Origin of the sequence: Neobacillus terrisolis (genome assembly GCF_051233475.1) — a bacterium.
Classification (GTDB): Bacteria; Bacillota; Bacilli; order Bacillales; family Cytobacillaceae; genus Bacillus_BU.
The window spans coordinates 121,719-145,248 of sequence record NZ_JBKFGH010000004.1 but is presented as its reverse complement, the minus strand read 5'-3'; the positions used below and the strand labels follow the sequence as shown (position 1 = coordinate 145,248).

The following is a 23,530-nucleotide window of genomic DNA, read 5'->3' as shown; positions in this document are numbered from 1 at the left end:
AGCTTGAGGAAATTCCCCAAGCCCTATTGCTATTCTAAAATGACTATTTTAACTGTTCTTCTGCCCCATGATAAGGCGTCGGCATGCGTAGGCATTAACACATCAATTTTATGCCCTTTAATTGCAGATCCTGTATCCCCTGCAATGGCAACGCCATATCCTTCGACCCATACTTTTTTTCCTAATGGAATAACCGAAGGATCAACCGCTATTAATTTCATATATGGGTTTGCTTTAATATTATAGCCAAGTGCAGTGAACGCCCCAGACTCTTCCGGACTGTATGCTGTTGAAGTGACATACAATTCTTGACCTACTGGTGCAGCCGTGTTTTGTACATTACCCGCTCCAATTGCCCGATTGTTGGCCTCTTGTTCGATTCGAATCGCTTCTTGAGCCGCGTTTAACTGTGCCTGGATATCCGTTGTTTCCTCATTAATTTGACTGTATTTTTCTTGCATCGCTGCTAGGGATGCTTGTCTTTTTTGCAAGTTAGACTCAAGCTCAGCCTGTTGTTTAGCCAGAACCTTCTGTTCCTCTGCTAACACCTTTTGCTGCTGATCGATCTCTTTCTTGGTTTCTTCAATTTTTTTAAGATCTTCCTGCTGTGCTTCTAAAATATTATTATCAGCATTTAGCAGAACTGTTACCGCATTAGCCCGTTGAACGAAGTCATCAAAGTTTTCCGCTTCTATTAAAACTTTAAAAACTAAACTTAAATTATTATCATTTTGAAGAGCTACAAGTCTTTTCTTCATAACCTCTTTACGGTTAAGAATCTTATCCTCGAGAATGACGATCTCCTCTTTTTTCTTTTCAATCAGCTCATTCATAGCGGTAATTTTACTTTGAGTAGCAGCCATCGCTTCCTTATTTTCCGATATAAACGAAGTAAGCGATTCCATTTCTTTTTGGATCGTTTCAATTTCTTTATTTACAGTCTGCTTTTCATTAGCCTTTTGTTCAAGCTCTTGTTGTAAATTTTGTAAGGTATTTGTTTGTGCATAAGTAACGAGAGTACCCGAAATGCACAACATTGATGTAAATGTTACGAGAATCATACGCTTAATCAGATGCATACACTCTCCTCCTATACATCTAGTTATATCAAAAATATGTACCAGTAATGTTACAGAAGGATTAAAAATACGTCTTATTTTGTCATAAAACAGGAAAATAACACCAATTTTGGGTGAGAAGGGCTGTTTTTTGTAAAAAAATAGGACAGCCTCAGCTGCCCTGCTTTTTATATTTTTAAAATATCACTGCTACTTCCTCTAATGGCCAGTAACGGAGATCAACTTTTCCTACTACTTGTTCAACCGAAATAAATCCGAAATGGCGACTATCCCAACTGCCAAGACGGTTATCCCCTAACACAAACAATTTCCCCTTTGGAACGGTTTTCTCTCCCGTGATCTCTGTTAATGTAAAATCTCCGGTTAAGCGTCCCCCGAGGGCTTCACTTCTATATATGTCCAAAAATGGTTCATCTATTTTTTTATCATTTATATATAATTGATCGTCTCTGTATTCTATTTTATCTCCAGGAAGACCAATGATCCGCTTCACATAATCCTCTTTTTCATTAGCATGAAACACAATCACATCGAAGCGATCTAAGTCGCCAATTTGGTAACCAATTTTATTCACTACAAGCTTATTACCATCTTCAAGAGTCGGCATCATCGACTCACCTTCAACTACGTAATTAGAAAAGAAAAAAGTTCGAATGAAGGCAAAAATGATAATTCCAATCGCTAATGCTTTAATCCACTCCAAACTTTCTTTTTTAATCTCTTCCTTCATTAAATCTCCTCCATCCATTACGATCTGCCTTTTTTTCTATCCGCCAGTATGCTCTCTTTTTATGCTCTTATTCAATCTTACTTCAATTCTTTTACCGACATACCAAAGAATAAAAATGACCAAGGTAACAACGATGGTTCGCACAGGCTGTTTAATCAGAGCGTTAAGATCGTAACCTACAAAGCTAATCGTAAAGATCATCACCATCTTACCGGTAAACACCGCCAGCATGTATTGCGCTATACTAACATTTGAAAGACCGGCAACGATATTTACTAACGCTGAAGGAGTAAACGGAAAACAAAGAAGAAGAAAAATCGGACCAAAACCATGCTGATCGATCCAGTTCATCAGCTTCTCCACTTTAGGATGCCGATGTAAAAATTGCAAGATTCTTCGTTGTCCAAACTTCCTAAAAAATAAAAACACTAGGACAGCACCTGCACAGGCACCAATCCAAGATAATAAAAAACCTAACCAAAGTCCAAAAGCATTGGCATTCGCCATCACAAATATCACTAACGGTAAAAACGGAAGGAAGGCCTCAAGCATAGGGAGCAAAATCCCCGGCAGCGGGCCAAATGATCGGTATTCGTTTATTAGCGTCATAATATTTTCCATCGTAAACCATTCTTTAAATGTTTCAAAATCCATTGAAAGTATCTCCTTGTTCACCAAAGCTGAGTAAATTATGAGGATTTATTTCGGTTTCATCTTCCATTTACCTTTATTCTACACTTATTTATGACGAATAGAAAATCCTTCTCTTGGCAGAGGCTACTCCTTTAGAAATTCATGTAATGCTTGTTTATTTTTCTCAAAATCAATATTTAAAACCAAACCAATTCCTGATACGCGCATATCGGTATAGGATCCATCAATCGGAACCCGCATTGTCTCTATTGTCCCATGTTTTGTCATGTAATCTGTTCCAATTGAGATCAGATCACCTTTCCCTAAGTTGGTATTTACAAAAGGAGTAACAACACCAATTAGTTTCGGTAGCTTTGGGATTGTGCCGATGCTAGCAAACTGATTGGCCAGCTCTTTTACGACCTTTTGTTGCCGCTGAACCCGACCGAAATCACCAACCGCATCATGACGAAATCTTACATAGCCAAGCAAATGCTCTCCGTCAAGCCTTTGAGCCCCTGGTTCAAGCGTTACATCAATATATTCTTCCATTCTTTTTTCAACATCTACCTCTACGCCTTTTGGAAATGCCTCATCAATTAAACGAACAAACCCTTGAAAGTCAACAAGCGAATAATATTGTAAATCAAGATCGAAGTTTTCCTTTATCGTCTGTCTCAATAGTTCCGGTCCGCCATAAGCAAACGCTGTATTTATCTTATTCTTACCATGCCCAGGAATATCAACATATGAATCTCTCATAATCGAAGTCAATTTGAAGATCTTCTTTTCAGGGTGATAATGAACAATCATGATTGTATCTGCTCTCGAATTTTCCTTTTCGCGTGCATCACTTCCGATTAAGAGAATGTTCGCCCCTCCATATTGATCTCGTTTTCCATTAAAATGGTATTCCTTGTTTTTTCCCCTATCCCTATCTCCCGAGACTAATAGCCCTTGTTTATACTGATAATAAGAATAAATGGTTCCAACTAAGATTAGAAGTAAAAATAAGTAAAGGACCCTTTTCCATTTTTTCTTCAGCCTTCTCTTTTTAAATTTGTTTTTCTCATACCTCATGGTCATAGCCCTTTCGTATTATTTTTTCTTTAGTTATGACTTCTTTGTTTTAGCAACGGTTTCCTGTTTTTTTCAGAATTTTTTAATAAAATTTAGAAAATTGCCCATTTGGAAAAAATAAAGTCATATCTTGATTTCATCTTCGTTTTTTTGTATGATAAAAACGAACAAATGTTCTATTTTTCTAAAAGGAGAAGAATGGGATTATGACAAGAATACCTGAGGAAGAAAGGGATTTGATGGAAAAAGCCATTTATTTGCCAATGGTGATTACCGTTTTGAATCGTGACCTTACTGTCATTGATAAAAGTCCATTCAAACTAAAAAAACCCTACTCAGCATTAGTAGAGGAAACGTTGAAGGTGATCCAAAGAGAGATGGCTGAAGTTAAGCGGCTAATGAAGCAAAAGCAACTAAAAGTGGAAGAAATTCACCGTGACGAGGCCTTCACAATGTTTATGTTCCTTTACAAAGGCTACGAGGAGCATCATAACTATTTCAACCCGCGAATCCGTAATAAGGTGCAAGAGTTGCTTGAGTATTACTTATACCGGCGCCATACTTTAGGAGCTTCAAAATAAAATTCCCACCAATAAAGAGAAGCATGTCCTTTGTCGGTCCATGCTTCTTGAATCATTCTTATAATGCCTAATGCTTTCCGTACTCACCGTTGCCTTCGGATGCTTCAAAATACCGCTGCTTACGGTAAAGATAAAAGGAATTGCGCTCCGTTTCTTCAATTCGTTGCATTAATTTTGTCCGTAGTAAGGCTGTTCGCAACAGCTGGTTTTCAAAGGAACTATACGAAACAGGAATTATATAGGATTCCTTGTTTCGGAAAGTAACGAGAGTCGTATTTGGCTCTAATCGTTTATGTGACACTACGTGTTCATGGGAGATCCATATGCATTGTATGTTTAATGGTGATGTTGTTGGAAAAAAATAGATGGAGTTTGTGGGGTCAATGGTGATTGGTACTTTGTGGGTGATTCCGACCAGCTGCTTGGTTCCAGTTATCCGACCTTCATAGCTAGACCCGAAATATTGACAACTCTTCTTAATAATATCTATCGGTCGAAAGGGAGAAAGAAATTCATCCTTTAGCTCGACAATTTGCGAATATGTTTTACTTCCATACATGGTAGGTATAATCATCATCGTACACGGATTAATTTCATATTCATCGATCATCGTCCTCTTTTTTTCTCTATTCATTTTTTCATCTCCTTTTTACAGTCTGATTTCATATTACCATCTCATTCTCGTTTATAAGTTAAATTTTATAAAAATTGCTAATTTATTCATAATTTGGATAAAATATTTTTTAAATTTTCAAAATTTTTTATTGATTCTTTCCCTAAAACTCCATATAATAGTAAAAAGGTTGCAGGGGTGATTACGATGAAAGAGAGATCCTATTCAGAGTTAATGAAGTCCGGTGCCATGAGTAAGCAAAAGTCTGGCGAGTCCTTTGTTTTGGAACTGTACATTGAAATGTTACTGTCCGAGGTGCTTTTAACTTCACAAAAGGAAAAGTTGTTAACCCGTATCGATCAAGCCATTGATGACCGCAACCAAGAAGCATTCATTCATTTATCAACCCAATATCGCGAACTTAATAAACAATTTGGAACTTAATACGAAAAGCTCGAGCGCCTTAACGAGGCGCTCGAGCTTTTTACTGTTGTCTGTTTTTTTGTTGAATTTCGTATTCCTCAAGTCTGGAAATACGCTCCAGCATAGTTGGATGACCATAACGGAAAATTTTCACCAACAATGGCGGATTTACTTGACTAAGCCCAGCCTTGGTAAGCTCTTGGAAAGAGTCAATAGCTGCCTCACTGTTCTGAGTCATTTCAATTGCATAACGATCCGCTCTCGATTCTTGATAACGGGAAACAAGATTGTTTAGTGGACTTGCGGCAAACATTAGCATCGATAAAATCAATAAAAAAAGTGGAAAACTGCGAATATCACTTACAGACTCTATTTTTAATATATTTCCCCATTTGGGTATTATCCAGTTCATAATTCGATGCACTAAATACAAACCAATAAGACTCATAAGCAAATACCCAGCGATCCCTATATAAATATGTTTTTCAACATAGTGAGCCATTTCATGTGCCATGATAAATAAAATTTGATCATCATTCAAACGGTTCAAGGTTGTATCCCACAGGACAATCCTTGAATTGGAGCCAATCCCCGTTACATAAGCATTTAATGCATTGGTTTTTTCGGCCATGTTCACTTCAAATACATGCTCTGCTGGAATCTTTGCTTTGCTGGCCAAATCTAAAATTTTGTCTTCGAGCTGTTTGTCCTTTAAAGGATAAAAATCATTGTAGAGCGGGTCAATTAATACAGGCTGCACAAACATCAAGAACAAAGTAAAAGGAATGGATAATAACCAGCTATATAACCACCATCGTTTTGTGCTTTTTTTCATTAGCCAATACAAAACGACGACAATGACAAACATCGTGACATAATTGATCCAGAAATCAATTAACTCATCTTTCATCCAAGCCGGAAAGGATTGGGTTGAGATATTGTATGATTTCGATAAGGAAAAACTAATGAACCCCAGCGGGAAAGTAGCAAGATAAGCAAAAAGGGATAACCAAAAAAGATAAATGGCTTTTTGAAATACTAAATAATTGCTTGAAGTTTCTGCCCAGCCTTTAAACGCTTTCGATAACCCAAACAAGAGGATCAGGAAATAAATGAGCCATTCAAGCGGGGTTGACAGGAAAAATAGCAAGTTGCGCGTCCTCGAATATTCCTCTGTCAGCATAAGTTCTCTTCCATTTAAGAATGTAGCCGGGTCGGCTTTTGTTCCTTCATATTCGAACGGCAGGCTTGTATCCGCGAAATAAAACAAATATAAATAAACTAGCAATCCATATATGGCATATAGTAATACGGAAAAAAACCCCAGCTTCCGCACCATAAGCAACTCCCCCTTTTTGTACAACCTTTTATTACTATATTTAGTAAGAAATAAATATAAATAGAACAGTATGTTAGAACAAATCACAAATCAAAACTTGTCTATAATAGATTGAACGAATAATGGGGTTCATATGATAAAAATCAAAAACTGCAAGGAGACGTTCCCCTGCAGTTTTTTAAAAGAAATAAGCATAAATGGATAAGACGGTAATCGAGCCTAAAACAACGATGATTACATTGGCTCCTAAAAATGCAGCAAGGAAAGCAGCTGCCGCCCCTAGCAGACCGTACCAAATATCTTCTTGAATAAATAATATTCCTGGAAAAATAAGCGCCCCTAGAGTGGCATACGGAACATTACGTAAAACACCTTGAATAAACGGAGGCAGTTTTCGCCCCTTAAATAAAACAAATGGCAGCATTCTTGGGATATAGGTTGCAAGCCCCATTCCAAGAATCATTAGGATTACGCTATTACTCAAGTCCCCTGCCCCCTTGTCTTAATTTAAGCGAATTGACCAACTCGATGATAAAGGCAGATAAAAGAGTTGAAACAACAATAGCCCACCCCGTAGACAGCCATTCCCCAACTGTAAAAATTGTATTAAAGCAAGCCGCCAAAGCAGCTAACAGGACGACTTTTACACTCTTCTTTAAAGATGGAACAAGAAGGCCAATAAACATAGCATAGAGCGCAACTGACATGCTATCTTGGAGTGTTTGCGGTAAATTTGCTCCAATTACATAGCCAACTCCGGAGTTAATCACCCAGCTTAAGTATGCAATTAAAGTTAAGCCAAACAAATACCCCGTAGTTACAGTCCCTTTATTTGTTGCAGCTACCGAGAAGGTTTCATCGGTGATTCCAAAAGAATACACCATTTTCTTACTTGTCCGATCATCCTCACACATTTCATTAAGTGAAGCTGACATAAGGAAATGGCGAATATTTACAATAAAGGTTGTTAAAATGATTTCGAAGACTCCGGTGCCCAAAGTGATTAAACTCAAAGCTATGTATTGAGAGGCACCTGCGTAAACAATAACACTCATTAAGACGGTTTCTATAAGTGTTAAACCGGTTGTTTTAGAAAGAAGACCAAACGTAAGAGCAATCGGGAAATAGCCGATAGCAATACTGAGTCCTGATTGGAGTCCTTTTTTAAACTCCGAAGATTGCTTATTAAGTACCATTTCCACCATTATCTTGTCTCACCACCTAACAATATTTCAATATATTAACTAAACATCGTGGAATTGAATGAAAAAACAGTTAACTTGCGTTATTATATTATACACAAGCTATTCCTATTTTTGTCTAGGAAAAAATTTTTATATAAGATACTCATCTTACATTATTCTATTAAAACTATTTTCTTTTCTGCCCGTAAAATTGATAGAAGGATTTGCTTAATGATAAAATAATAGGCTTTAGAAAGAGGACGATTGAATGAAATTAAAAGAAATTGGGGCTTTGTTTGCTTTGGCTGCACTCTGGGGGGCATCCTTTCTGTTTATCAGAATAGCCTCGCCTGAAATCGGCCCTCTCCTCACCATCGAGGCACGGGTAACGATTGCCGGTTTAGCCTTATTCCTGTTTATCTTGGCAACTAAACGCTCAGCTAATTTTAAGCAGTGGTGGAAGCAATATTTAATTATTGGTGCATTAAATGCCGCAATCCCCTTTACTCTCATTGCTATTGCTGCCATCCACTTAAATGCTTCTATAATGGCTATTGTAAATGCGTTAACCCCAATTTGTACTGCCTTAGCAGTGTGGATTGGGATGAAAGAAAAACTGACCGTAAGAAAAGGATTAGGGATGGTCATAGGTTTGGCAGGCGTAGTCATTCTAGTTGGCTGGAGCCCGATTTCGCCTACGAAGGAAGTATATATTGCGATTGGCTGCAGCATTTTATCGACTGTCTCTTACGGGTTTGCGGGGGTTTATATTAAAAAGACGTTTACAAAGGTTTCTCCTCTATCGCTGGCAACAGGACAGCAAATTGGTGCAGCTATCGTTTTGCTGCCTATCACTCTATTATTTTCACCCCCACCGACAGCTTCATTTTCGCTAGTCGTTATTCTATCTGTAGTCGGGCTGGCACTGTTTTGCACATCAGTTGCATATCTTTTCTACTTTTACTTAATCGATAGCGTCGGACCAACGAAAACGTTAAGTGTCACTTTCTTGGTTCCGATTTTCGGAATGATTTGGGGCTTTGTTTTTTTGCAGGAGAAGATCACCTATGGAATGATGATCGGTCTGTTAATAATATTAAGCAGTGTATTATTAATTTCAGATATATCATTCGGACCGAAAGTGAAAACAGCCAAAACTTCACCACAGTAAAGCAGTGGGGGACTGTCCCCCACTGCTAGTTTTTTAACAAATACATGTTTTCTTTTTGACACCGATAGTTGATCTTGCTTCAATCTTTTTAATATAGTCGGTTGCTAAAGGCACTTTACATGCCGTCTTCCCAACATCTACGTGAACTTTTCCAATTATTTCTGCCGCTTTTACCGCTTCTTCATGTAATGGAAGTATATAGGCTCCGACACAAATAACAAACGTATTAATATTATAGCGAACTCGATTTTTTTCTTGATGAATAGTGCCTGTTACTTGGTCCAATAGTGTTTTGATTTCTTCAAGGTTAAGCTTTTCATCAGGAGTAATCGAAATATAGTTGGCATATGTACTCCAACCGCAACAGGTAATCAGTTCCTCCTCTGAACTCATCCATTCCAGTGCCAACTCATGAGCATAATTGCTTTCTGCAGCCACACTCGCTACTGTATACTCTGCAAGCATATACCAATTCGCTTTCTTTGCCCATTCCTGTAAAGTTTCTTTTGTTATCTGTTTTGGATTAACGGAAAGGCCGGCTAAATACATTGCATCTGAGTTTCCAGTATCGAATAATGCTAACGCCAATTCATGATTCTTTTTCACATACTTCACAAGCTTTTTCAAATCGCCAACCTTTACACCAAACAGCGGTTCTTTTGCGCCGTGCCGAATAAAGGTTTTTTTCGTTTGCTCAGAACCTAGTTCTTTAAGCTTTATCATGATTTCAGCTAAATCCATTTATTATACCTCATTTAGGAGACGGTGATTTTCTTTCAGGAGTTATACCGAACAAATATGTCACCTACATTTTGATTGCAATTATTTTGTGGCGGACACCTGTTCCGTTATTTTCACAAAAAGTGTTGTTTTGATCGGCTAAACGGACAACCGATTCCTTATTTGATCATAAATTAGCATTATTTAGTGGTTTTTACTTGAATAAGGTATCCTGTGTCCTCTTAAGTCTAAAAAAAGGTAATTTTATCAAAATAAGGTCCTCTATGTCCGTTCAAAAACCTAGCTTTGTAATTATATGCTAGATTAAGACCAATCTGACTGGGCTTTTTCCATACTATAAAGTTTCAATAACAAATCCAATTTTACCCAATTGATCCGCTTTTTCCATCCGTTCAAAAGCTTTCGCAAATTGATCGAGTGGATACATATTATCGAGGACAGGCCTAATTTGATGGGTTTCGATAAACTGAAGCATTTCAGTATATTCCTCACCACTCCCCATTGTTGAACCGAGGAGGTTAAGCTGACCGTAGAAGAAACTGCGGAGATTAATTTGCACATTATCACCAGCAGACGCTCCAAACGTCACAATCGTGCCGCCAGGACGTAATTGTTCAAGCGATTTATTAAATGTAGCTGCTCCAACACATTCAATCACAAGATCCATCTTTTCTCCATCAAGTGCTTGGTTCCAATCCTCATTACTATCAAACGCTTTATCTGCTCCTAGCTTAAGCGCTGTTGCGCACTTCTCCTTCGACCGGGAAGTAACGTAAACAATCGCTCCCGCTGCTTTAGCAAATTGCAATAATAACGTGGCAACTCCACTGCCGATTCCTGGAATCAAAACTTTCATACCTGCTTTAAGTTTCCCGCGTGTAAACAAAGCCCGGTAAGCTGTAAGTGCCCCCAATGACAGCACCCCTGCTTCCTCCCAAGTTAAATATTCCGGTTTTTTAAATGCGTTTTCTGCTGGAACAACAACCTTTTCTGCAAATGTTCCATGAAAAGGCAAACCAAGTATTTCAAAACCGCTTGGCGGTGCATCACTGTTTTCCTTCCAGCCAAGGCCTGGGTTAATGATCACTTGATCACCTACTTGAACATTAGTGACACCCTCACCAACCGCATCAATAATTCCAGCTCCGTCAGAGCCAATAATTAATGGGGGATCGGTTGGCTGATGGCGGGACAACACAAATAAATCCCGATGATTCAAGCCTGCTGTTTTTAATTTTATTCTTACCTCGCCGGCTCCCGGCTCCATTTCTTCGATTTCTCGATATGTAAGTCCTTCTAAACCTGTTTTTTCGGCATGAACTACAGCTTTCATCTAACCACTCCATTACCCTTTAATATTCTTTCAGCTATTAGATTAGTACAGTGCATTCTTTAATTATATAGTCTTACATCTTTTTATACTGTTATTTTTTTCTCATTAAAAAATTTAATTTAAAAACCATCTCATTCCAATATTTAAAGTTTTCCCATAACGAATAATAAGTTAATTACCAGGAAAAATTATCGATTAGGAGGTGTATGGCAAATGGTAGAACAGGTTCCTGTTAATGGAACAAAAAAGCATGTACACGAGGAGAACGAATCACCACCATTATCTTCATCCCTTCAGAAAAATATTCACAACATCCAAGCCATTTTTGAAACATGTGACGATATTATTTTTCATCAAACCGAATTCAATGACGTAGCTGGCTGTTTTATTTATTTAGAAGATATGGTTAACAACGAAGCATTGTATGAGATTGAACAAGGAATTTCTTCGTGTTATGAAACAACGAATATGAAGCAGGATCTACCATCAGCTATTAGAAAACGCTTCTCTATTAGCAGAATTATGGAAGTTTCCGATATCCAAACTGTTTCGGAACAAATTCTCGCTGGTAATACCGTGCTAATTATTAATGAGAGCAATAGAGGATTAGTATTTCGTTCAAGCAATTTAACGGGACGCTCGATTAGTGAACCAAGTACCGAAAGAACGGTAAGAGGCCCCCAAGAAGGATTCGTCGAAGATATTCATAAAAACGTGATGCTGATCCGCAGAAAAATAAAAACTCCAGCCTTAAAGGTTGAAAACTTTACAATAGGCGAGAAAACGAAAACACAAATAAGCGTGGTCTATATAAAAGGGATTGCTAGTGATGAGATTGTCAAAGAAGTTCAGCAGCGATTATCACGTATTGCCATTGATGGTATTTTAGATAGTCAGTATGTAGAAGCGATGATTAAGGATTCCCCGCGCTCACCGATACCAACCGTTTTAAGCACAGAACGACCGGATCGTGTATGCGGCGGTCTACTGGAAGGAAAAGTAGCCATCCTCGTTGACGGGACTCCCTTTGTACTAACCGTTCCGGCATTGTTTATCGAATTTCTCCATTCCAGTGAGGACTACTATGACGGATCATTAGCGGCAACCTTGATTCGCTGGATTCGCTTTCTTGGTTTGCTTGTTACGATCATTTTACCCGCCTTTTTTATTGGATTAGTCAATTTCCATCCAGATTTATTGCAAGATCCTTTTATCATCCGAATTGCAGCAAACCGAGAATCACTCCCTTATCCTGCAGTAATAGAAGCACTCTTTATGCTAATAACCTTCGAACTTCTTCGCGAAGCAGGTTTAAGGATGCCTAAAACATTAGGAGGGGCGATTGTTAGTATTTTAGGGCTCGTTTTGATTGGCCAAGCAGCAGTTCATGCCGGAATTGTCGGACCCGTTTTATCGGTTGTTATTTCAGTAACAGCGTTAACCTCATTTATCATACCGAATTATTCCTTTCATCAAATTGCCCGCTTTGCCAGTATCCCTCTTTTAATACTGTCTGGTTTATTCGGTTTTATGGGGATTATTATCGGACTAATGTTTGGGTTAGCCTATTTTGTGAGTTTACGTTCATTTGGTGTACCGTATCTTTCTCCTGTGACTCCGGCACGAAAAGAAGGTTGGAAAGACGTATTTATTCGTGCACCTTGGTGGGCAATGGATAGTCGTCCTGTAGGGCTTGGTGTTGAAAATAACCATCGAGCTAGTTCTTCAAATCACACGAAACCTCCATATAAAAAGGAGGACAAAGAAAAATGAGCATATCGAATTCAAAAAAGTGGAAACAAAGACTTATGTTGATCCAGTTGTTCCTTTCACCATTTATTCTATCCGGCTGTTGGAGCTCAGTTGAAATTCATGATATGGCGATTACCAATATTATGGGGATTGATCTTAATGATGCTGGGGAATTTGAGGTTACAGCAGTTATCGTCAAACCTTCAGCCCTTTTCACCCCTATAAGTAATGATAAAGTCATGAATCGCAGCCATAGTAAATTTTTGGTTGAAACTGGAACAGGAAAAACTATTTTTGATGCAATGAATCAACTAACCCATTCAATCTCTGAAAAAATCTATTTGGGTCATATGGATGTTGTTATTTTTGGGGAAAAAGCAGCAAAGGAAAAGTTGCAAAATTCTTTAGATTTCTTTCATCGAGAAAATCAATTTCGCCCCAATATAAAGTTACTAGTTGCTAAGGGGAAAGCAGCCGATGTTGTCAAAACTGCCCCTGAATTTAATACAACCCTTGGGCTTGAGATTAAGGATTTCTCAAAATCCAATCGAAATGTAGCCACCAGCCTGGTAAAGGATATTAGTCAATTCATGAAAATCTTTTCTAGAAATACATCTGATCCAGTAACAGGTGTATTAACAACGTCTGAAAAACTGGGGATCTCTTCTGAGGGGGAGATTCAAAAACAGGAGCAAGATCAACAAAGTAACAATCAAGTGATTAGCTTAAATGGAGCGGCAGTTTTTAAGGATGGAACATTAAAAGGGTTCTTAAATGAAAAAGAAACCCGGGGAATATTATGGCTACAAGGTAATGTAAACAACGAGGTAATGATATTAGGCTGTGGGAAAAACACAAGTGGGAATATAAGCGTAATCGTAAGGGAAACGAACACACAAATGATCCCCTTTTTGAAAGATAACAGCCTGGAAATGGCCGTAAAAACGAATGTGCAAGCGGATATCGGTGAAGTGACATGTTCAAATCTAACATTAAACAGCAAAAAAATCGATCAACTTAATCAACAATTAGCGAAACAGATTAAATCAGAAGCAACCAATGTATTAAATAAAGTGCAAAAACAATGGCAAACAGATATCTTCGGTTTCGGAGAAGTCATTTACCGACTGGAACCTTTAGAATGGGAGCAACTTGCTCCTAGTTGGCGGACAGGTGGTTTAAAAGAATTAACTGTAAATGTAGATGTTGAAGCAAATATATCGCGCTTTGGTTTGAAAAAAAATCCTAGCGCAGCGAACGAATCGAGGTAATCTATGGATATTTTATTTAGTCTTTTTTTCATTGGATTAGTACTCCTTTCCTCCGGGATTCACGCCTACTTTGTATGGAAAAAGGAAGATTATAAAACATTAAAGGTTCAAGTTGGAATTATAAGTCTAGCGATCTTAGGCGGGATATTTTTAATTTTCAATTACAATGACGCTTCTATCGCTAGTCTTTTAAATGGATTGAGTCCGCTCGAAGAATGAATTGGAGGTTCACATTATGATTGAACGTGGCAGAATAAGCAATATTCAAGCAGCCATGCTGGCCATCACATCCTTAACGATTATTGGCCACTTAGTAATTTTAACCGTGATTTTCTCCCAAAGTCGACAGGACGGATGGATCGCTGCCATCGTCGGAACCTTCCTGGGTCTAATTGGTATTTTGGCTTTAGTAAAATTGTCCCAAACATTTCCTGGGTTAACCTTGATTGAAATCTTATTTCAACATTTCTCTTGGCTTGGAAAACTGATTGGAATTCTTTATCTTCTGTATTTTTATATCATGGTTATATTAGGCACAAGATTATTTGCAGAAGCGTATAAAAGAATTATGCCGGAAACACCGACATGGGCATTTGTTGCCGTCATTCTCCTTCTAACGGCTTTTATTGTTTATCTTGGATTAGAGACGCTTGGAAGGTTAAATCAAATCATGCTACCTGTCCTAGTTATTTTCGCCATTGCAGTAGTACTGTTAACCATGGGTCAAAATAAAGATTACTCGAATCTGTTACCTATATTAGGGAATGGATTGCGCCCTGTTGCCATTGGCTCCCTAACAGTGATGGCTTGGTTTGGTGAATTTGTGATCTTGGGAATGATCCTTCCTTATGTAGAACGTCCAAAAAAACTAGTAAAAACCGGAATATGGACGGCAATGATAACGCTGCTTTTTCTTCTTGGTCCGATTACAGGTCCGATTGCACTGTTTGGACCTGTCGAAGCGGCAAAAATGGCCTTTCCAACTTTCTCAGAAGTTCGTTATATTGCCGCTGGAGAGGTCATTAATCGCTTTGATACGATTGCAATTCTGTTTTGGACGGTAGGATCGATGATTCGAATATCACTATTTTTTTACGGACTAAGCCTCGGAATTGGACAGGTCCTAAAGCTATCGTCGTACCAACCGTTGGTTATTCCATTGTCATGGCTGATTGGTGTTGGCGCGTTATTATTTGCTAATAATTATGCCGAATTTAACGAGTTTCTATTTCAATCCTACGTTCCGTTAAACCTACTAATGGGAGCCTTTATTCCATTAGTATTCATGCTGCTTGTTATGATTTTCTTACGCGATAAAAAAGTGAATACAACTAAGTCAACCGACTAAAGGTAAAAAGTCCTGATGCAATCGCATCAGGACTTCAAAAGCCATCCATTTACATAAATAAATCGAGTAATAAAACCATGCCGAATGCGACAAACGAAAGGATTGTTTCCATAACCGTCCATGTCTTTAATGTGTCAGGTACTGACATATTAAAGAACTCTTTAATTAGCCAAAATCCTGAATCGTTCACATGGGAAAGCATAATCGAGCCTGCACCTACTGAAAGAACTAATAATTCCGGGCTTACTCCAGGCATGGTCGCTGCTATTGGTGCCACTATGCCTGCTGCTGTAGTCATTGCAACAGTTGCTGAGCCTACAGCAGCTCGAATCAAACCAGCAATCAAAAACGCTAATACAATTGGAGAAAGATGGGCATCTGAAGCAAATTGAGCAATTGCATCGCCTACCCCACTAGCTGTTAAAACCTTGTTAAATCCACCGCCCGCACCGATAAGAAGTACAATCGATGCAACAGGTCCAAGGCAATCATTTGTAAATTTCAAAATGTCTTTTCCATTAAAACCTCGGGCAAATCCGAATGAGTAAAATGAAAAGATAAGAGATAATAAAAGAGCAACTACTGGACTACCGATAAAATCAACTACTTGGCGGAATGTATTTTCTGCCGGATAGTTTAAATCTACGATTGTTGCCGTTAACATTAATAAAACAGGAAGTAATATTGTAAAAATAGTGATACCAAATCCAGGTAGATCTTCTTCTTTTCGTTGTGTCTTAGTAAACTGATCAACAAGATCGCCTGATGGCTCCACTTTTATTTTTTTGGAAATATAAGAGCCGTAAATTGGACCCGCTACTGCAGCTGCAGGTAATGCTACGAGCATTGCTAAGAAAATCGTTTTACCTAAGTCAGCTTCAAATATGCCAACCGCTAACATTGCTGCAGGGTGTGGAGGTACAAGACTGTGTACTACTGCAAGCCCTGCCACGAGTGAAAGACCAATTTTAAGTAACGATGTACCTGTATGTTTTGCAATTACAAATACTAATGGTATTAATAGAACAACCCCAACTTGGAAAAATACAGGAATACCACATATCAAGGCTACAACCATCATCGCCCAATGGACATTTTTTTCCCCAAACACTTTAACTAACGTACGGGCAACTCGCTCTGCTCCGCCTGATTCTGCCATCATTTTCCCAAGCATTGTTCCGAGCCCGAGTACAATCGAGATAAATCCTAATACACCGGCAACTCCCTCTTGAAAGGAAGTAACAATATCAGGTAGCTTCATTCCGGAAATTAACCCCATAAATAATGCGGCTACGATTAGTGCTACGAAAGGATTCGTATTAAACTTAGCAATTAAGACGATTAAACCTACAATTGCAAGGACAGCATAGATAAGCAGACTTGTTTCATGTGACAATCCAAACAATGACTCCATTACTCTTCCCCCTAGATGTATGTGTATTGCTTATTTATAAATTTTAGTGTTCAATAGTTTATTTTCTTACGCATTTAGGATTTCTGCAACTTCACGCAGGGTATCTTTCGTTCCTACATTTCCTGGGAATATGATATAGGCTATTTGCGGGAATTTGCTTTCATCTCCGGTAACCCATACTGGGATACCTGGTTTAATTTGTCCTGCTACATTTGCTCTTTTTACTGAAAGTCCCTTAGTACCAATATCACTTGAGGTTATACCACCTTTAGCAATAATATACTTTGGTCTTACTGTTAATTTTTGAACAATACTTGTAACAGCATCTGATATTTTTACTGAAAGCTTTAATTCCTCCTCTTTCATTCCTTCTCCAAGATCAAGCCTCTCCCTCTTTGTGTAAACGGCTACATTTTTCCCCGAGCGAATTAGGCTTTCACATGTTTCGATAATTCTATTAACTTCTGTTTGGAATTTTTCAGGCTCCAACACAAGATGAACATTAAATTCAATAAATTCAATAGAATCACAGTTCATTAATTCTTCCAGCTGCTCAGTAGTCTTTTTAACATGAGAACCAACAATGATAAGGCCACCATGATTGGATTCTTCCTTTATGAGCTCAGCTTTGGTAAGCAAGCCCCTGTCACTTACTCCCCCGATGACTTTTGTTAACGCGGCTGCACTTCTAAACATAAAGTTTTTACCCTTTTTTATCGCATTTATTAGCGCTATGGTAAAGATCTTTACATCCACATAGTCGACTGCATTAACAACAACTTTATTAAAATGATTTACTTCCAACAATTGGTTCGTAATTTTGTCAATTTCTAAAGATCTAATGTCCTCTAGGGAAATATAGATTGTGTTGTCGGCTTTATACTCACCGTTGGATTTTTCCTCCACCCACTCACCTAAATGGGATTTTGTATATCCAAAAGTCCGGTCCTTTGCAAATTCCGTTTCTCCAGCCGGCACTAATTCATTATCATATTGCACGTAATGAATATTATTAATCGTGAATCTGCCACCTTCTTTAAAAAATGGTAGAATCACTTCTCCATCAAACACCATCTCAGAATTTGATTCGATGGTTTCCTTTAACACCTTTGTTTCAAGAGGATAATGTCCTCTTAAAGTCGAGTCGCCACGGCTAATCATAATAAATTCCTTATTATGCTTTTTGGCGACCTCCACTGCATTTGCAGCAATTTCTTGATGAACCGCTTCAGTTTCTGCTGCTGTAAATCCTCGTGAATTGGTTAACAGGAAGAACATCGAGTTCTCTTCTAAAAAGCCCTTTTCAAGGCTATCGACTGTCCAATCCGTGTAAACTGAAATATTATGAACTGTTTGAACACCAGTTGGATCATCATCCAGAACAATGATTTTTTTATTTAGGTCTGTTAATTGAAGGTTAAGCAACTCACTTATAGCGCTTTCATTTACTTCCGGAATGTTGGCAAAAACATCCTTTACTAATACTTGGCCATTTGTCATAGCTTAAGATCCCCTTACTTCAACATTTGCTAACTTTTCATAATATTGCACAATTCCACCATGATCATCGCCGGCTTTTCCATCTACCTTTAGTGCATGGAAAATTTCTAAAAGCTGGCTGGATAATGGAAGCGGAACGCCAATTTCATGGGCCGTTTCCATAACATTTGTTATATCCTTAAGGTTTATATCAATTCTTCCACCTGGAACGAAATTTCTTTCAAGAATTAATGGAACCTTTGCATCAAGAACCGTACTTCCAGCTAGTCCGCTCCTAATGGCTTGATACATTTTGTTAATATCAATTCCTGCTTTCGCTGCTAATACTAGGGCTTCAGACATCGCGGCAATATTTAAATTAACAATTACCTGGTTTGCTAGTTTCGCTGTTGTTCCACAGCCGTTCCCGCCAACCAAAGTCACATCTTTTCCCATTCCATAAAGAACGTCTTTCACACTTTCAAAGACTTCTTCCTTCCCACCAACCATAATCGCTAATGTACCATCTATTGCTTTAGGTTCTCCCCCACTAACCGGTGCATCGAGCATTTCGATGCCCTGTTTTGCAAGTTCATTGGCAATTTCTTTAGATACAACTGGTGTAATGGAACTCATATCGATTACGACTGTACCTTCTTTTGCACTATGAATAATTCCATTCTCACCTAGTACTACTTCTTTTACGTGCTTATTTGCCGGAAGCATGGTGATAATAATCTCACTGTTTTCGGCCACTTCCTTCGGTGATGTCGCAGCTACTGCACTAGCATTCACTAAAGTTTTTACAGCGTCTTGATTAATATCGAATACAGTTAAACTATGTCCAGCATTAATTAAATTTAATGCCATCGGTTTCCCCATGATTCCTAAGCCAATAAATCCAATTTTTCTCATCTTTCTTTCCCCCTAATAATTTTGTAATGGTCCATCATCTTGGATGTATGCGCTTACAGACTACTTTTTAAAAAAAGGGGCTGTATTTCATCAATCAAATGGATCATTGAAATAGATTACCTAAAAACATTGTATACGGTAATTTAATTTTTGTATACAATTTTTTATTTTTTGTATACGTTTTTTCTTTTCCTTTTTTTCTTGAATGGCCAACCTGTATTTTTTTAATATAAAATTTGGTATGATTAAACCTAGTAATAGTGGGAATGACGAGGTGAATAACTTGAAACGAGATACTGAGAAAGCAGGACCCGCTTACCATCAATCATACGAAATTATTCGGGACAGAATTTTAAATGGAGAACTTCAGGGTGGAACAAAGATCGTTGAGGAAAAACTTGCAAAAGAGCTAGGGGTTAGTCGAACCCCCATTCGTGAATCAATTAGAAGGTTAGAAAACGAGGGACTTATCGTAAAAAAAATCGTTGTAAAGCCTACAGAAACTGACTTACGCAACTTATTTCAGGTTCGTATCCTGTTAGAAGGATTTTCTGCCAAGTGTGCAGCATCCTATTTACCTGATAACGAGCTCGACAATCTAAAAGAATGTGTGGAAATTGGGAAAACGGGAACGTTTGAAGAAATTATGAAAGCGAACGAGAGGTTTCATGAAATCATTGTAAACGCCAGTAACAATCCGGTTATGATTGATATGATCGATCGAATGCAATCGATCATTTACCTGTTTCGCAAAACAGTTGTTTTCTATAACCGTCCCTTCTTAATTGAAGAGCATGAGCATATTTATGAAGCCATCAAGGCAAGAGATGGTCAAACCGCTGAACAGCTCATGCAACAGCATCTTCAACTTGATTTAGATTTTTGTTTACATTTATTAAACGATAACCAAAGGGCTTAAGTTTCTAATCGAAACTGAGCCTTTTTTATTTGAACTATATTCCAACCTATACAAGCCCTTCCCTACTTTCATATGTTATTGCAAACAGCTTGAAAGGGGGGATTATAAATGTCATCCTCATCCTCATCCTCATCTTCATCCTGTCGACGACTTGCTAATATTATTGGAGGCGTTGTTGTTACTACTGATCCTGTTTGCGTGGTTCAGCGCCTTCGCGACATTGAAGCTACCATTTTAGGCCGCGAAACTCAATCTCCTTTAGCCTTACCGTTTGCCCTATCTTTTGAAGATAGCAGAAGGGGTGAAACTCTTAACCTTGGTGAAACGGTTATCCTGCAAGAAGAAATTAATCGTTTCCTAACCGCGCTGCGGAGAAGAGGAATTATCGTTACAGCTCTTCACAATCACTGGCTCTTTGATAACCCAAGATTAATGTATATGCACTGGGAGAATGTCGGCGATCCGTTCGAGTTTGCTAGAAACAGCATTGCTGCTGCAAGAGAAGCTCGCTTGTTCTAATAAAAAAAAGCATGTCCGCCAATTATAACCTGGACATGCTTTTTTGATTATTCTTAAATTAACACTGCACGGTCGCTGTTCATTTTTTCACCGCGAATGCGTTGGAATTCCTCTAGTAATCGATCAATGGTTAAGTCTTTCTTCTTTTCTTCATCTGCTTCAAAAATGATTTGACCCTTATCCATCATGATTAACCTGTTACCAAGGTCAAGAGCTTGCTGCATATTGTGCGTAACCATAAGTGTCGTCAAATGGTATTCATTAACAATTTCCTTTGTTAATTGGGTGACCAATTCAGCCCGTGATGGGTCAAGAGCTGCGGTATGCTCATCAAGCAGTAAAATTTTCGGCTCGGTGAAAGTAGCCATTAATAGTGACAAAGCTTGACGCTCCCCACCAGATAATAAGCCTGCTTTCGCCTGAAGGCGGTTTTCAAGACCCAAATGAAGCATCTCTAGCTTTTCCTTGAAAAAATCTCGTCGTTTTTTGGATAATCCGCTCCGCAAACCTCGGACACCTACCCTTGAGTAGGCGATCGCTAAATTTTCTTCTATCGTCATATGGGGAGCCGTACCTGCCATGGGATCTTGGAAGACCCGTCCAATTAATTTAGCCCGTCTATGTTCTTTCACAGTTGTTACATTTTTTCCATCAATTGAGACTGAACCAACATCGGTAATCAATTTTCCGGAAATGATATTCATTAAGGTTGATTTCCCGGCACCATTACTGCCGATAACCGTGACAAAATCACCTTTTTTTAACTTTAGGCTAACATGGTCCAAAGCAATTTTCTCATCCGGTGTCCCTTCATTGAAGACTTTAAAAATCTGATTTAATTGCAGCAAGGTGCTCACCACTTTTCTCTACTGAACTTTGACTCTTTTTTGCTTCCATCAGACGCTTACGCTTGCGTTTTCTGTCACGCTGAGAATCTAATAGTTTTGGAATTACAAGGGCAATAATAACGATACAAGCGGTAATTAATTTCATATCACCTGTTTCCAAAAATTGAACCCGGAGTGCCAGTGTCACGATGATCCGATAAAGAATCGCCCCACCAACCACTGCTAGGGTTGCTCTCATAATACTCTTTGTACCGAAAACCGCTTCCCCAATAATAACAGAGGCGAGGCCGATGACAATCATTCCGATTCCCATTCCCACATCGCTAAATCCGCCATATTGAGCGATTAACGCACCAGATAACGCAACGAGACCGTTTGATAAACCTAGTCCTAATGTTTTTAAAAAATCAGTATTCGCAGAAAAACTGCGGATCATCGTTTCATTATCACCCGTTGCACGAATCGCCAAGCCTAAATCAGTTTTCATAAACCAATCGATTGCGAGCTTCACAAATAGCGTCAACGCCAACATGACAATTAAAATCCCCCACGTTCTTGGAACAAAACCAGACAAGCCAATTGTATTAAACAAAGACTCAATTCCAGCATCAATTCCAAGCTTACTCCAAAAATCATTAATTTGGGTCATCACCGTATCCTCTTGCAAAAGCGGAACATTGGATTTCCCCATAATTCGGAGATTAATAGAGTAAAGAGCAATCATCATTAAAATTCCCGATAAAAGAGGATTAATTTTCCCCTTAGTATGCAGGATTCCTGTTAATAATCCGGCCAAAACACCAGCAAATAATGCTGCAATGGTGGCTATTACCGGATTAAATCCTTTTACAATCAGAACGGCAGCGACAGCAGCCCCTGTAACGAAGCTGCCGTCCACCGTTAAGTCTGGAAAGTCTAATATTCTAAAAGAGAGATATACTCCTAAAGCCATCAGTGCGTAAATTACACCTGCTTCAACAGAGCCAAAAATGGCGGTAAACATATGATTCTTCCTTTCTATCCTGGCTGTATTCAAAGCATGCTGCACATGATATGTGTTCAAGATTCATCCTTAGGGATGTATGTTAAACCCCTAAGGACGAAAATTTTCTCTGAATCACTTTGAATTTTACTCAGTAAATTCAGCCATCTTATTCCATGCTTCTTTAATTTCAACGTTCTGTTCTTTTGCTGCCTTCTTATTAATTAACAGCTTTAATTTTTGAGGATATTGGACTGGTAAATCGCTAGCCTTTTTCTCCCCTTTTAAAATTTGCGCTGCCATGACACCTGCTTCATAGCCGATATCATAGTAGTCAAAGCCGTATGCTGCAAAACCACCCCGAGCAACGGAATCAAGTTCCCCAACAAATAACGGAATATCATTTTCATTTGCTACACTTATAACGGATTCTAATGCAGAGACAACTGTATTATCTGTAATAATGTAAATCATATCAGCTGCACCAACAAGCGATTCAGCAGCTTGTTTAACTTCAGAAGAAGTGGCAACCGTTGCTTCAACTAATTTTAAATCCGTATCTTTCATGGCATTTTTAACAAGGTCAATTTGAGCAACAGAGTTTTGTTCACCAGCATTGTAGATGACCCCTACTTTTTTACCATCAAATTGTTCGCTCATAAATTTTACTGTATTTGGAATCGCATCTGGATGAGTATCCGTTGTTCCAGTAATGTTATCACCCGGCTTATCCATTGCCTTTACTAAACCTGCGCCCACCGGATCGGTTACAGATGTAAAAATGATTGGAATATCCTTTGTTGCGTTTAAAGCACCAAGGGCACTTGGCGTTGAGTTAGCGAAGATTAAATCGACGCCATCACCGACAAAATTGTTAGCGATCGTTTGGTTATTATTCTGATCTCCTTGAGCGATTTGAACATCAAAATCGACTTTAAGTCCCTTATCTTCTAATGCCTTTTTAAACCCATCATATGCAGCATCTAAAGATGGATGCTCAACGATTTGAGTAACCCCTACTTTATACGTCTTTTCAGAGCTTTTATTATCTTCCCCAGAATTATCACTTGTTTCCTTACTACCGCAGCCACTTAGTAAAACACTGCCGATCAAACCAGCTGCAACAAGACTTTTCCAGCTTTTCTTCATTTTACTTCCCCTCTCATATATGTACTT

Annotated in this window: 25 protein-coding genes; 9 read left to right on the top strand and 16 right to left on the bottom strand. The window is 38.5% G+C overall.

What is annotated here, in order from left to right; genetic code table 11:
- Nucleotides 1-29 precede the first annotated feature (29 nt).
- From ACI48O_RS02810 to ACI48O_RS02795, 4 genes are all read right to left on the bottom strand, one after another.
- Nucleotides 30-1,079 carry a 3D domain-containing protein gene (locus ACI48O_RS02810; protein ID WP_435560184.1) on the bottom strand — a complete coding sequence of 350 codons (1,050 nt, stop codon included), beginning with the start codon at nt 1,077-1,079 and terminating at the stop codon, nt 30-32.
- A gap of 175 nt (nt 1,080-1,254) precedes the next feature.
- Nucleotides 1,255-1,809 carry a signal peptidase I gene (lepB, locus tag ACI48O_RS02805; protein ID WP_435560183.1) on the bottom strand — a complete coding sequence of 185 codons (555 nt, stop codon included), beginning with the start codon at nt 1,807-1,809 and terminating at the stop codon, nt 1,255-1,257.
- A 36-nt stretch (nt 1,810-1,845) separates the two neighbouring features.
- Nucleotides 1,846-2,463 (bottom strand): TVP38/TMEM64 family protein, encoded by a 618-nt coding sequence (locus tag ACI48O_RS02800; protein ID WP_435560182.1) that lies wholly within the window; start codon nt 2,461-2,463, stop codon nt 1,846-1,848.
- 123 nt (nt 2,464-2,586) lie between these two features.
- On the bottom strand, nt 2,587-3,522 hold the full coding sequence (locus ACI48O_RS02795; RefSeq protein ID WP_435560181.1) for an LCP family protein: 936 nt from the start codon (nt 3,520-3,522) through the stop codon (nt 2,587-2,589).
- Nucleotides 3,523-3,728: 206 nt separating this feature from the next.
- Between ACI48O_RS02795 and ACI48O_RS02790 the strand changes: the two genes are divergently transcribed.
- On the top strand, nt 3,729-4,103 hold the full coding sequence (locus ACI48O_RS02790) for a YhjD family protein (protein WP_435560180.1): 375 nt from the start codon (nt 3,729-3,731) through the stop codon (nt 4,101-4,103).
- Between the two features lie 67 nt (nt 4,104-4,170).
- Here ACI48O_RS02790 and ACI48O_RS02785 read toward each other — a convergent pair whose 3' ends face one another.
- Nucleotides 4,171-4,737, bottom strand: coding sequence for a competence protein ComK (locus tag ACI48O_RS02785; protein WP_435560178.1), 567 nt, complete (start codon nt 4,735-4,737; stop codon nt 4,171-4,173).
- A 186-nt stretch (nt 4,738-4,923) separates the two neighbouring features.
- Here ACI48O_RS02785 and ACI48O_RS02780 point away from each other — a divergent pair, with 186 nt between their 5' ends.
- Entirely contained in the window at nt 4,924-5,160 is a 237-nt protein-coding gene (locus ACI48O_RS02780; RefSeq protein WP_435560177.1) for an IDEAL domain-containing protein, read from the top strand.
- 40 nt (nt 5,161-5,200) lie between these two features.
- Here ACI48O_RS02780 and ACI48O_RS02775 read toward each other — a convergent pair whose 3' ends face one another.
- From ACI48O_RS02775 to ACI48O_RS02765, 3 genes are all read right to left on the bottom strand, one after another.
- Nucleotides 5,201-6,478 (bottom strand): M48 family metallopeptidase, encoded by a 1,278-nt coding sequence (locus tag ACI48O_RS02775; protein WP_435560176.1) that lies wholly within the window; start codon nt 6,476-6,478, stop codon nt 5,201-5,203.
- Between the two features lie 178 nt (nt 6,479-6,656).
- The gene (locus tag ACI48O_RS02770; protein ID WP_435560404.1) at nt 6,657-6,941 is read right to left on the bottom strand and encodes an AzlD domain-containing protein; all 285 of its coding nucleotides are present in this window, start codon (nt 6,939-6,941) and stop codon (nt 6,657-6,659) included.
- A 13-nt stretch (nt 6,942-6,954) separates the two neighbouring features.
- Complete coding sequence (locus ACI48O_RS02765) at nt 6,955-7,683, bottom strand: AzlC family ABC transporter permease (RefSeq protein WP_435560175.1); 729 nt, start codon at nt 7,681-7,683, stop codon at nt 6,955-6,957.
- A 247-nt stretch (nt 7,684-7,930) separates the two neighbouring features.
- On the opposite strand from ACI48O_RS02765, the gene ACI48O_RS02760 reads away from it, so the two are divergent.
- Nucleotides 7,931-8,833: a DMT family transporter gene (locus tag ACI48O_RS02760; RefSeq protein WP_435560174.1), complete on the top strand. Its 903-nt coding sequence runs from the start codon at nt 7,931-7,933 to the stop codon at nt 8,831-8,833.
- 33 nt (nt 8,834-8,866) lie between these two features.
- Here ACI48O_RS02760 and ACI48O_RS02755 read toward each other — a convergent pair whose 3' ends face one another.
- Nucleotides 8,867-9,574 (bottom strand): DNA alkylation repair protein, encoded by a 708-nt coding sequence (locus tag ACI48O_RS02755; RefSeq protein WP_435560173.1) that lies wholly within the window; start codon nt 9,572-9,574, stop codon nt 8,867-8,869.
- A gap of 334 nt (nt 9,575-9,908) precedes the next feature.
- A complete protein-coding gene (locus tag ACI48O_RS02750; RefSeq protein ID WP_435560172.1) occupies nt 9,909-10,907 on the bottom strand; it encodes a zinc-binding dehydrogenase in 999 nt (332 codons plus the stop codon).
- Nucleotides 10,908-11,120: 213 nt separating this feature from the next.
- On the opposite strand from ACI48O_RS02750, the gene ACI48O_RS02745 reads away from it, so the two are divergent.
- From ACI48O_RS02745 to ACI48O_RS02730, 4 genes are read left to right on the top strand one after another with little or no spacing between them, the layout of a single operon-like run.
- On the top strand, nt 11,121-12,680 hold the full coding sequence (locus ACI48O_RS02745; protein WP_435560171.1) for a spore germination protein: 1,560 nt from the start codon (nt 11,121-11,123) through the stop codon (nt 12,678-12,680).
- Nucleotides 12,677-13,930, top strand: a complete 1,254-nt coding sequence (locus ACI48O_RS02740) for a Ger(x)C family spore germination protein (RefSeq protein WP_435560170.1) — start codon at nt 12,677-12,679, stop codon at nt 13,928-13,930. Before ACI48O_RS02745 ends, ACI48O_RS02740 begins: the two co-directional genes overlap by 4 nt.
- Nucleotides 13,931-13,933: 3 nt before the next feature.
- Nucleotides 13,934-14,149 (top strand): hypothetical protein, encoded by a 216-nt coding sequence (locus ACI48O_RS02735; protein ID WP_435560169.1) that lies wholly within the window; start codon nt 13,934-13,936, stop codon nt 14,147-14,149.
- 16 nt (nt 14,150-14,165) lie between these two features.
- The gene (locus ACI48O_RS02730; RefSeq protein WP_435560168.1) at nt 14,166-15,278 is read left to right on the top strand and encodes a GerAB/ArcD/ProY family transporter; all 1,113 of its coding nucleotides are present in this window, start codon (nt 14,166-14,168) and stop codon (nt 15,276-15,278) included.
- 49 nt (nt 15,279-15,327) lie between these two features.
- On the opposite strand, the gene ACI48O_RS02725 is transcribed toward ACI48O_RS02730, so the two are convergent.
- From ACI48O_RS02725 to garR, 3 genes are all read right to left on the bottom strand, one after another.
- Entirely contained in the window at nt 15,328-16,692 is a 1,365-nt protein-coding gene (locus ACI48O_RS02725) for a GntP family permease (protein WP_435560167.1), read from the bottom strand.
- Between the two features lie 66 nt (nt 16,693-16,758).
- On the bottom strand, nt 16,759-18,192 hold the full coding sequence (locus tag ACI48O_RS02720; protein ID WP_435560166.1) for a four-carbon acid sugar kinase family protein: 1,434 nt from the start codon (nt 18,190-18,192) through the stop codon (nt 16,759-16,761).
- A gap of 3 nt (nt 18,193-18,195) precedes the next feature.
- Complete coding sequence (garR, locus tag ACI48O_RS02715; RefSeq protein ID WP_435560165.1) at nt 18,196-19,086, bottom strand: 2-hydroxy-3-oxopropionate reductase; 891 nt, start codon at nt 19,084-19,086, stop codon at nt 18,196-18,198.
- A gap of 283 nt (nt 19,087-19,369) precedes the next feature.
- Here garR and ACI48O_RS02710 point away from each other — a divergent pair, with 283 nt between their 5' ends.
- The gene (locus ACI48O_RS02710; protein ID WP_435560164.1) at nt 19,370-20,005 is read left to right on the top strand and encodes a GntR family transcriptional regulator; all 636 of its coding nucleotides are present in this window, start codon (nt 19,370-19,372) and stop codon (nt 20,003-20,005) included.
- A gap of 108 nt (nt 20,006-20,113) precedes the next feature.
- Nucleotides 20,114-20,524, top strand: coding sequence for a DUF1259 domain-containing protein (locus ACI48O_RS02705; RefSeq protein ID WP_435560163.1), 411 nt, complete (start codon nt 20,114-20,116; stop codon nt 20,522-20,524).
- Between the two features lie 53 nt (nt 20,525-20,577).
- Here the strand turns inward: ACI48O_RS02705 and ACI48O_RS02700 are convergent, their stop codons facing one another.
- The 3 genes from ACI48O_RS02700 to ACI48O_RS02690 all read right to left on the bottom strand — a co-directional run bounded on the left by ACI48O_RS02700 (nt 20,578) and on the right by ACI48O_RS02690 (nt 23,503).
- Nucleotides 20,578-21,372: an ABC transporter ATP-binding protein gene (locus ACI48O_RS02700; protein ID WP_435560162.1), complete on the bottom strand. Its 795-nt coding sequence runs from the start codon at nt 21,370-21,372 to the stop codon at nt 20,578-20,580.
- The gene (locus ACI48O_RS02695; protein WP_435560161.1) at nt 21,347-22,375 is read right to left on the bottom strand and encodes an ABC transporter permease; all 1,029 of its coding nucleotides are present in this window, start codon (nt 22,373-22,375) and stop codon (nt 21,347-21,349) included. The genes ACI48O_RS02700 and ACI48O_RS02695 overlap by 26 nt, the downstream gene beginning before the upstream one ends.
- Nucleotides 22,376-22,501: 126 nt before the next feature.
- The gene (locus tag ACI48O_RS02690; protein WP_435560160.1) at nt 22,502-23,503 is read right to left on the bottom strand and encodes an ABC transporter substrate-binding protein; all 1,002 of its coding nucleotides are present in this window, start codon (nt 23,501-23,503) and stop codon (nt 22,502-22,504) included.
- Nucleotides 23,504-23,530 lie beyond the last annotated feature (27 nt).

Bases quoted from the DNA above. Each gene is read 5' to 3' on its own strand.
- ACI48O_RS02725 (WP_435560167.1), bottom strand. From the start codon at position 16,692: ATGGAGTCATTGTTTGGATTGTCACATGAAACAAGTCTGCTTATCTAT.
- ACI48O_RS02795 (WP_435560181.1), bottom strand. From the start codon at position 3,522: ATGAGGTATGAGAAAAACAAATTTAAAAAGAGAAGGCTGAAGAAAAAA.
- ACI48O_RS02730 (WP_435560168.1), top strand. From the start codon at position 14,166: ATGATTGAACGTGGCAGAATAAGCAATATTCAAGCAGCCATGCTGGCC.
- ACI48O_RS02740 (WP_435560170.1), top strand. From the start codon at position 12,677: ATGAGCATATCGAATTCAAAAAAGTGGAAACAAAGACTTATGTTGATC.
- ACI48O_RS02750 (WP_435560172.1), bottom strand. From the start codon at position 10,907: ATGAAAGCTGTAGTTCATGCCGAAAAAACAGGTTTAGAAGGACTTACA.
- ACI48O_RS02745 (WP_435560171.1), top strand. From the start codon at position 11,121: ATGGTAGAACAGGTTCCTGTTAATGGAACAAAAAAGCATGTACACGAG.
- ACI48O_RS02755 (WP_435560173.1), bottom strand. From the start codon at position 9,574: ATGGATTTAGCTGAAATCATGATAAAGCTTAAAGAACTAGGTTCTGAG.
- ACI48O_RS02705 (WP_435560163.1), top strand. From the start codon at position 20,114: ATGTCATCCTCATCCTCATCCTCATCTTCATCCTGTCGACGACTTGCT.
- ACI48O_RS02690 (WP_435560160.1), bottom strand. From the start codon at position 23,503: ATGAAGAAAAGCTGGAAAAGTCTTGTTGCAGCTGGTTTGATCGGCAGT.
- ACI48O_RS02785 (WP_435560178.1), bottom strand. From the start codon at position 4,737: ATGAATAGAGAAAAAAAGAGGACGATGATCGATGAATATGAAATTAAT.
- ACI48O_RS02720 (WP_435560166.1), bottom strand. From the start codon at position 18,192: ATGACAAATGGCCAAGTATTAGTAAAGGATGTTTTTGCCAACATTCCG.
- ACI48O_RS02790 (WP_435560180.1), top strand. From the start codon at position 3,729: ATGACAAGAATACCTGAGGAAGAAAGGGATTTGATGGAAAAAGCCATT.
- ACI48O_RS02770 (WP_435560404.1), bottom strand. From the start codon at position 6,941: ATGATTCTTGGAATGGGGCTTGCAACCTATATCCCAAGAATGCTGCCA.
- lepB (WP_435560183.1), bottom strand. From the start codon at position 1,809: ATGAAGGAAGAGATTAAAAAAGAAAGTTTGGAGTGGATTAAAGCATTA.
- ACI48O_RS02780 (WP_435560177.1), top strand. From the start codon at position 4,924: ATGAAAGAGAGATCCTATTCAGAGTTAATGAAGTCCGGTGCCATGAGT.
- ACI48O_RS02800 (WP_435560182.1), bottom strand. From the start codon at position 2,463: ATGGATTTTGAAACATTTAAAGAATGGTTTACGATGGAAAATATTATG.
- ACI48O_RS02760 (WP_435560174.1), top strand. From the start codon at position 7,931: ATGAAATTAAAAGAAATTGGGGCTTTGTTTGCTTTGGCTGCACTCTGG.
- garR (WP_435560165.1), bottom strand. From the start codon at position 19,086: ATGAGAAAAATTGGATTTATTGGCTTAGGAATCATGGGGAAACCGATG.
- ACI48O_RS02810 (WP_435560184.1), bottom strand. From the start codon at position 1,079: ATGCATCTGATTAAGCGTATGATTCTCGTAACATTTACATCAATGTTG.
- ACI48O_RS02735 (WP_435560169.1), top strand. From the start codon at position 13,934: ATGGATATTTTATTTAGTCTTTTTTTCATTGGATTAGTACTCCTTTCC.
- ACI48O_RS02765 (WP_435560175.1), bottom strand. From the start codon at position 7,683: ATGGTGGAAATGGTACTTAATAAGCAATCTTCGGAGTTTAAAAAAGGA.
- ACI48O_RS02695 (WP_435560161.1), bottom strand. From the start codon at position 22,375: ATGTTTACCGCCATTTTTGGCTCTGTTGAAGCAGGTGTAATTTACGCA.
- ACI48O_RS02775 (WP_435560176.1), bottom strand. From the start codon at position 6,478: ATGGTGCGGAAGCTGGGGTTTTTTTCCGTATTACTATATGCCATATAT.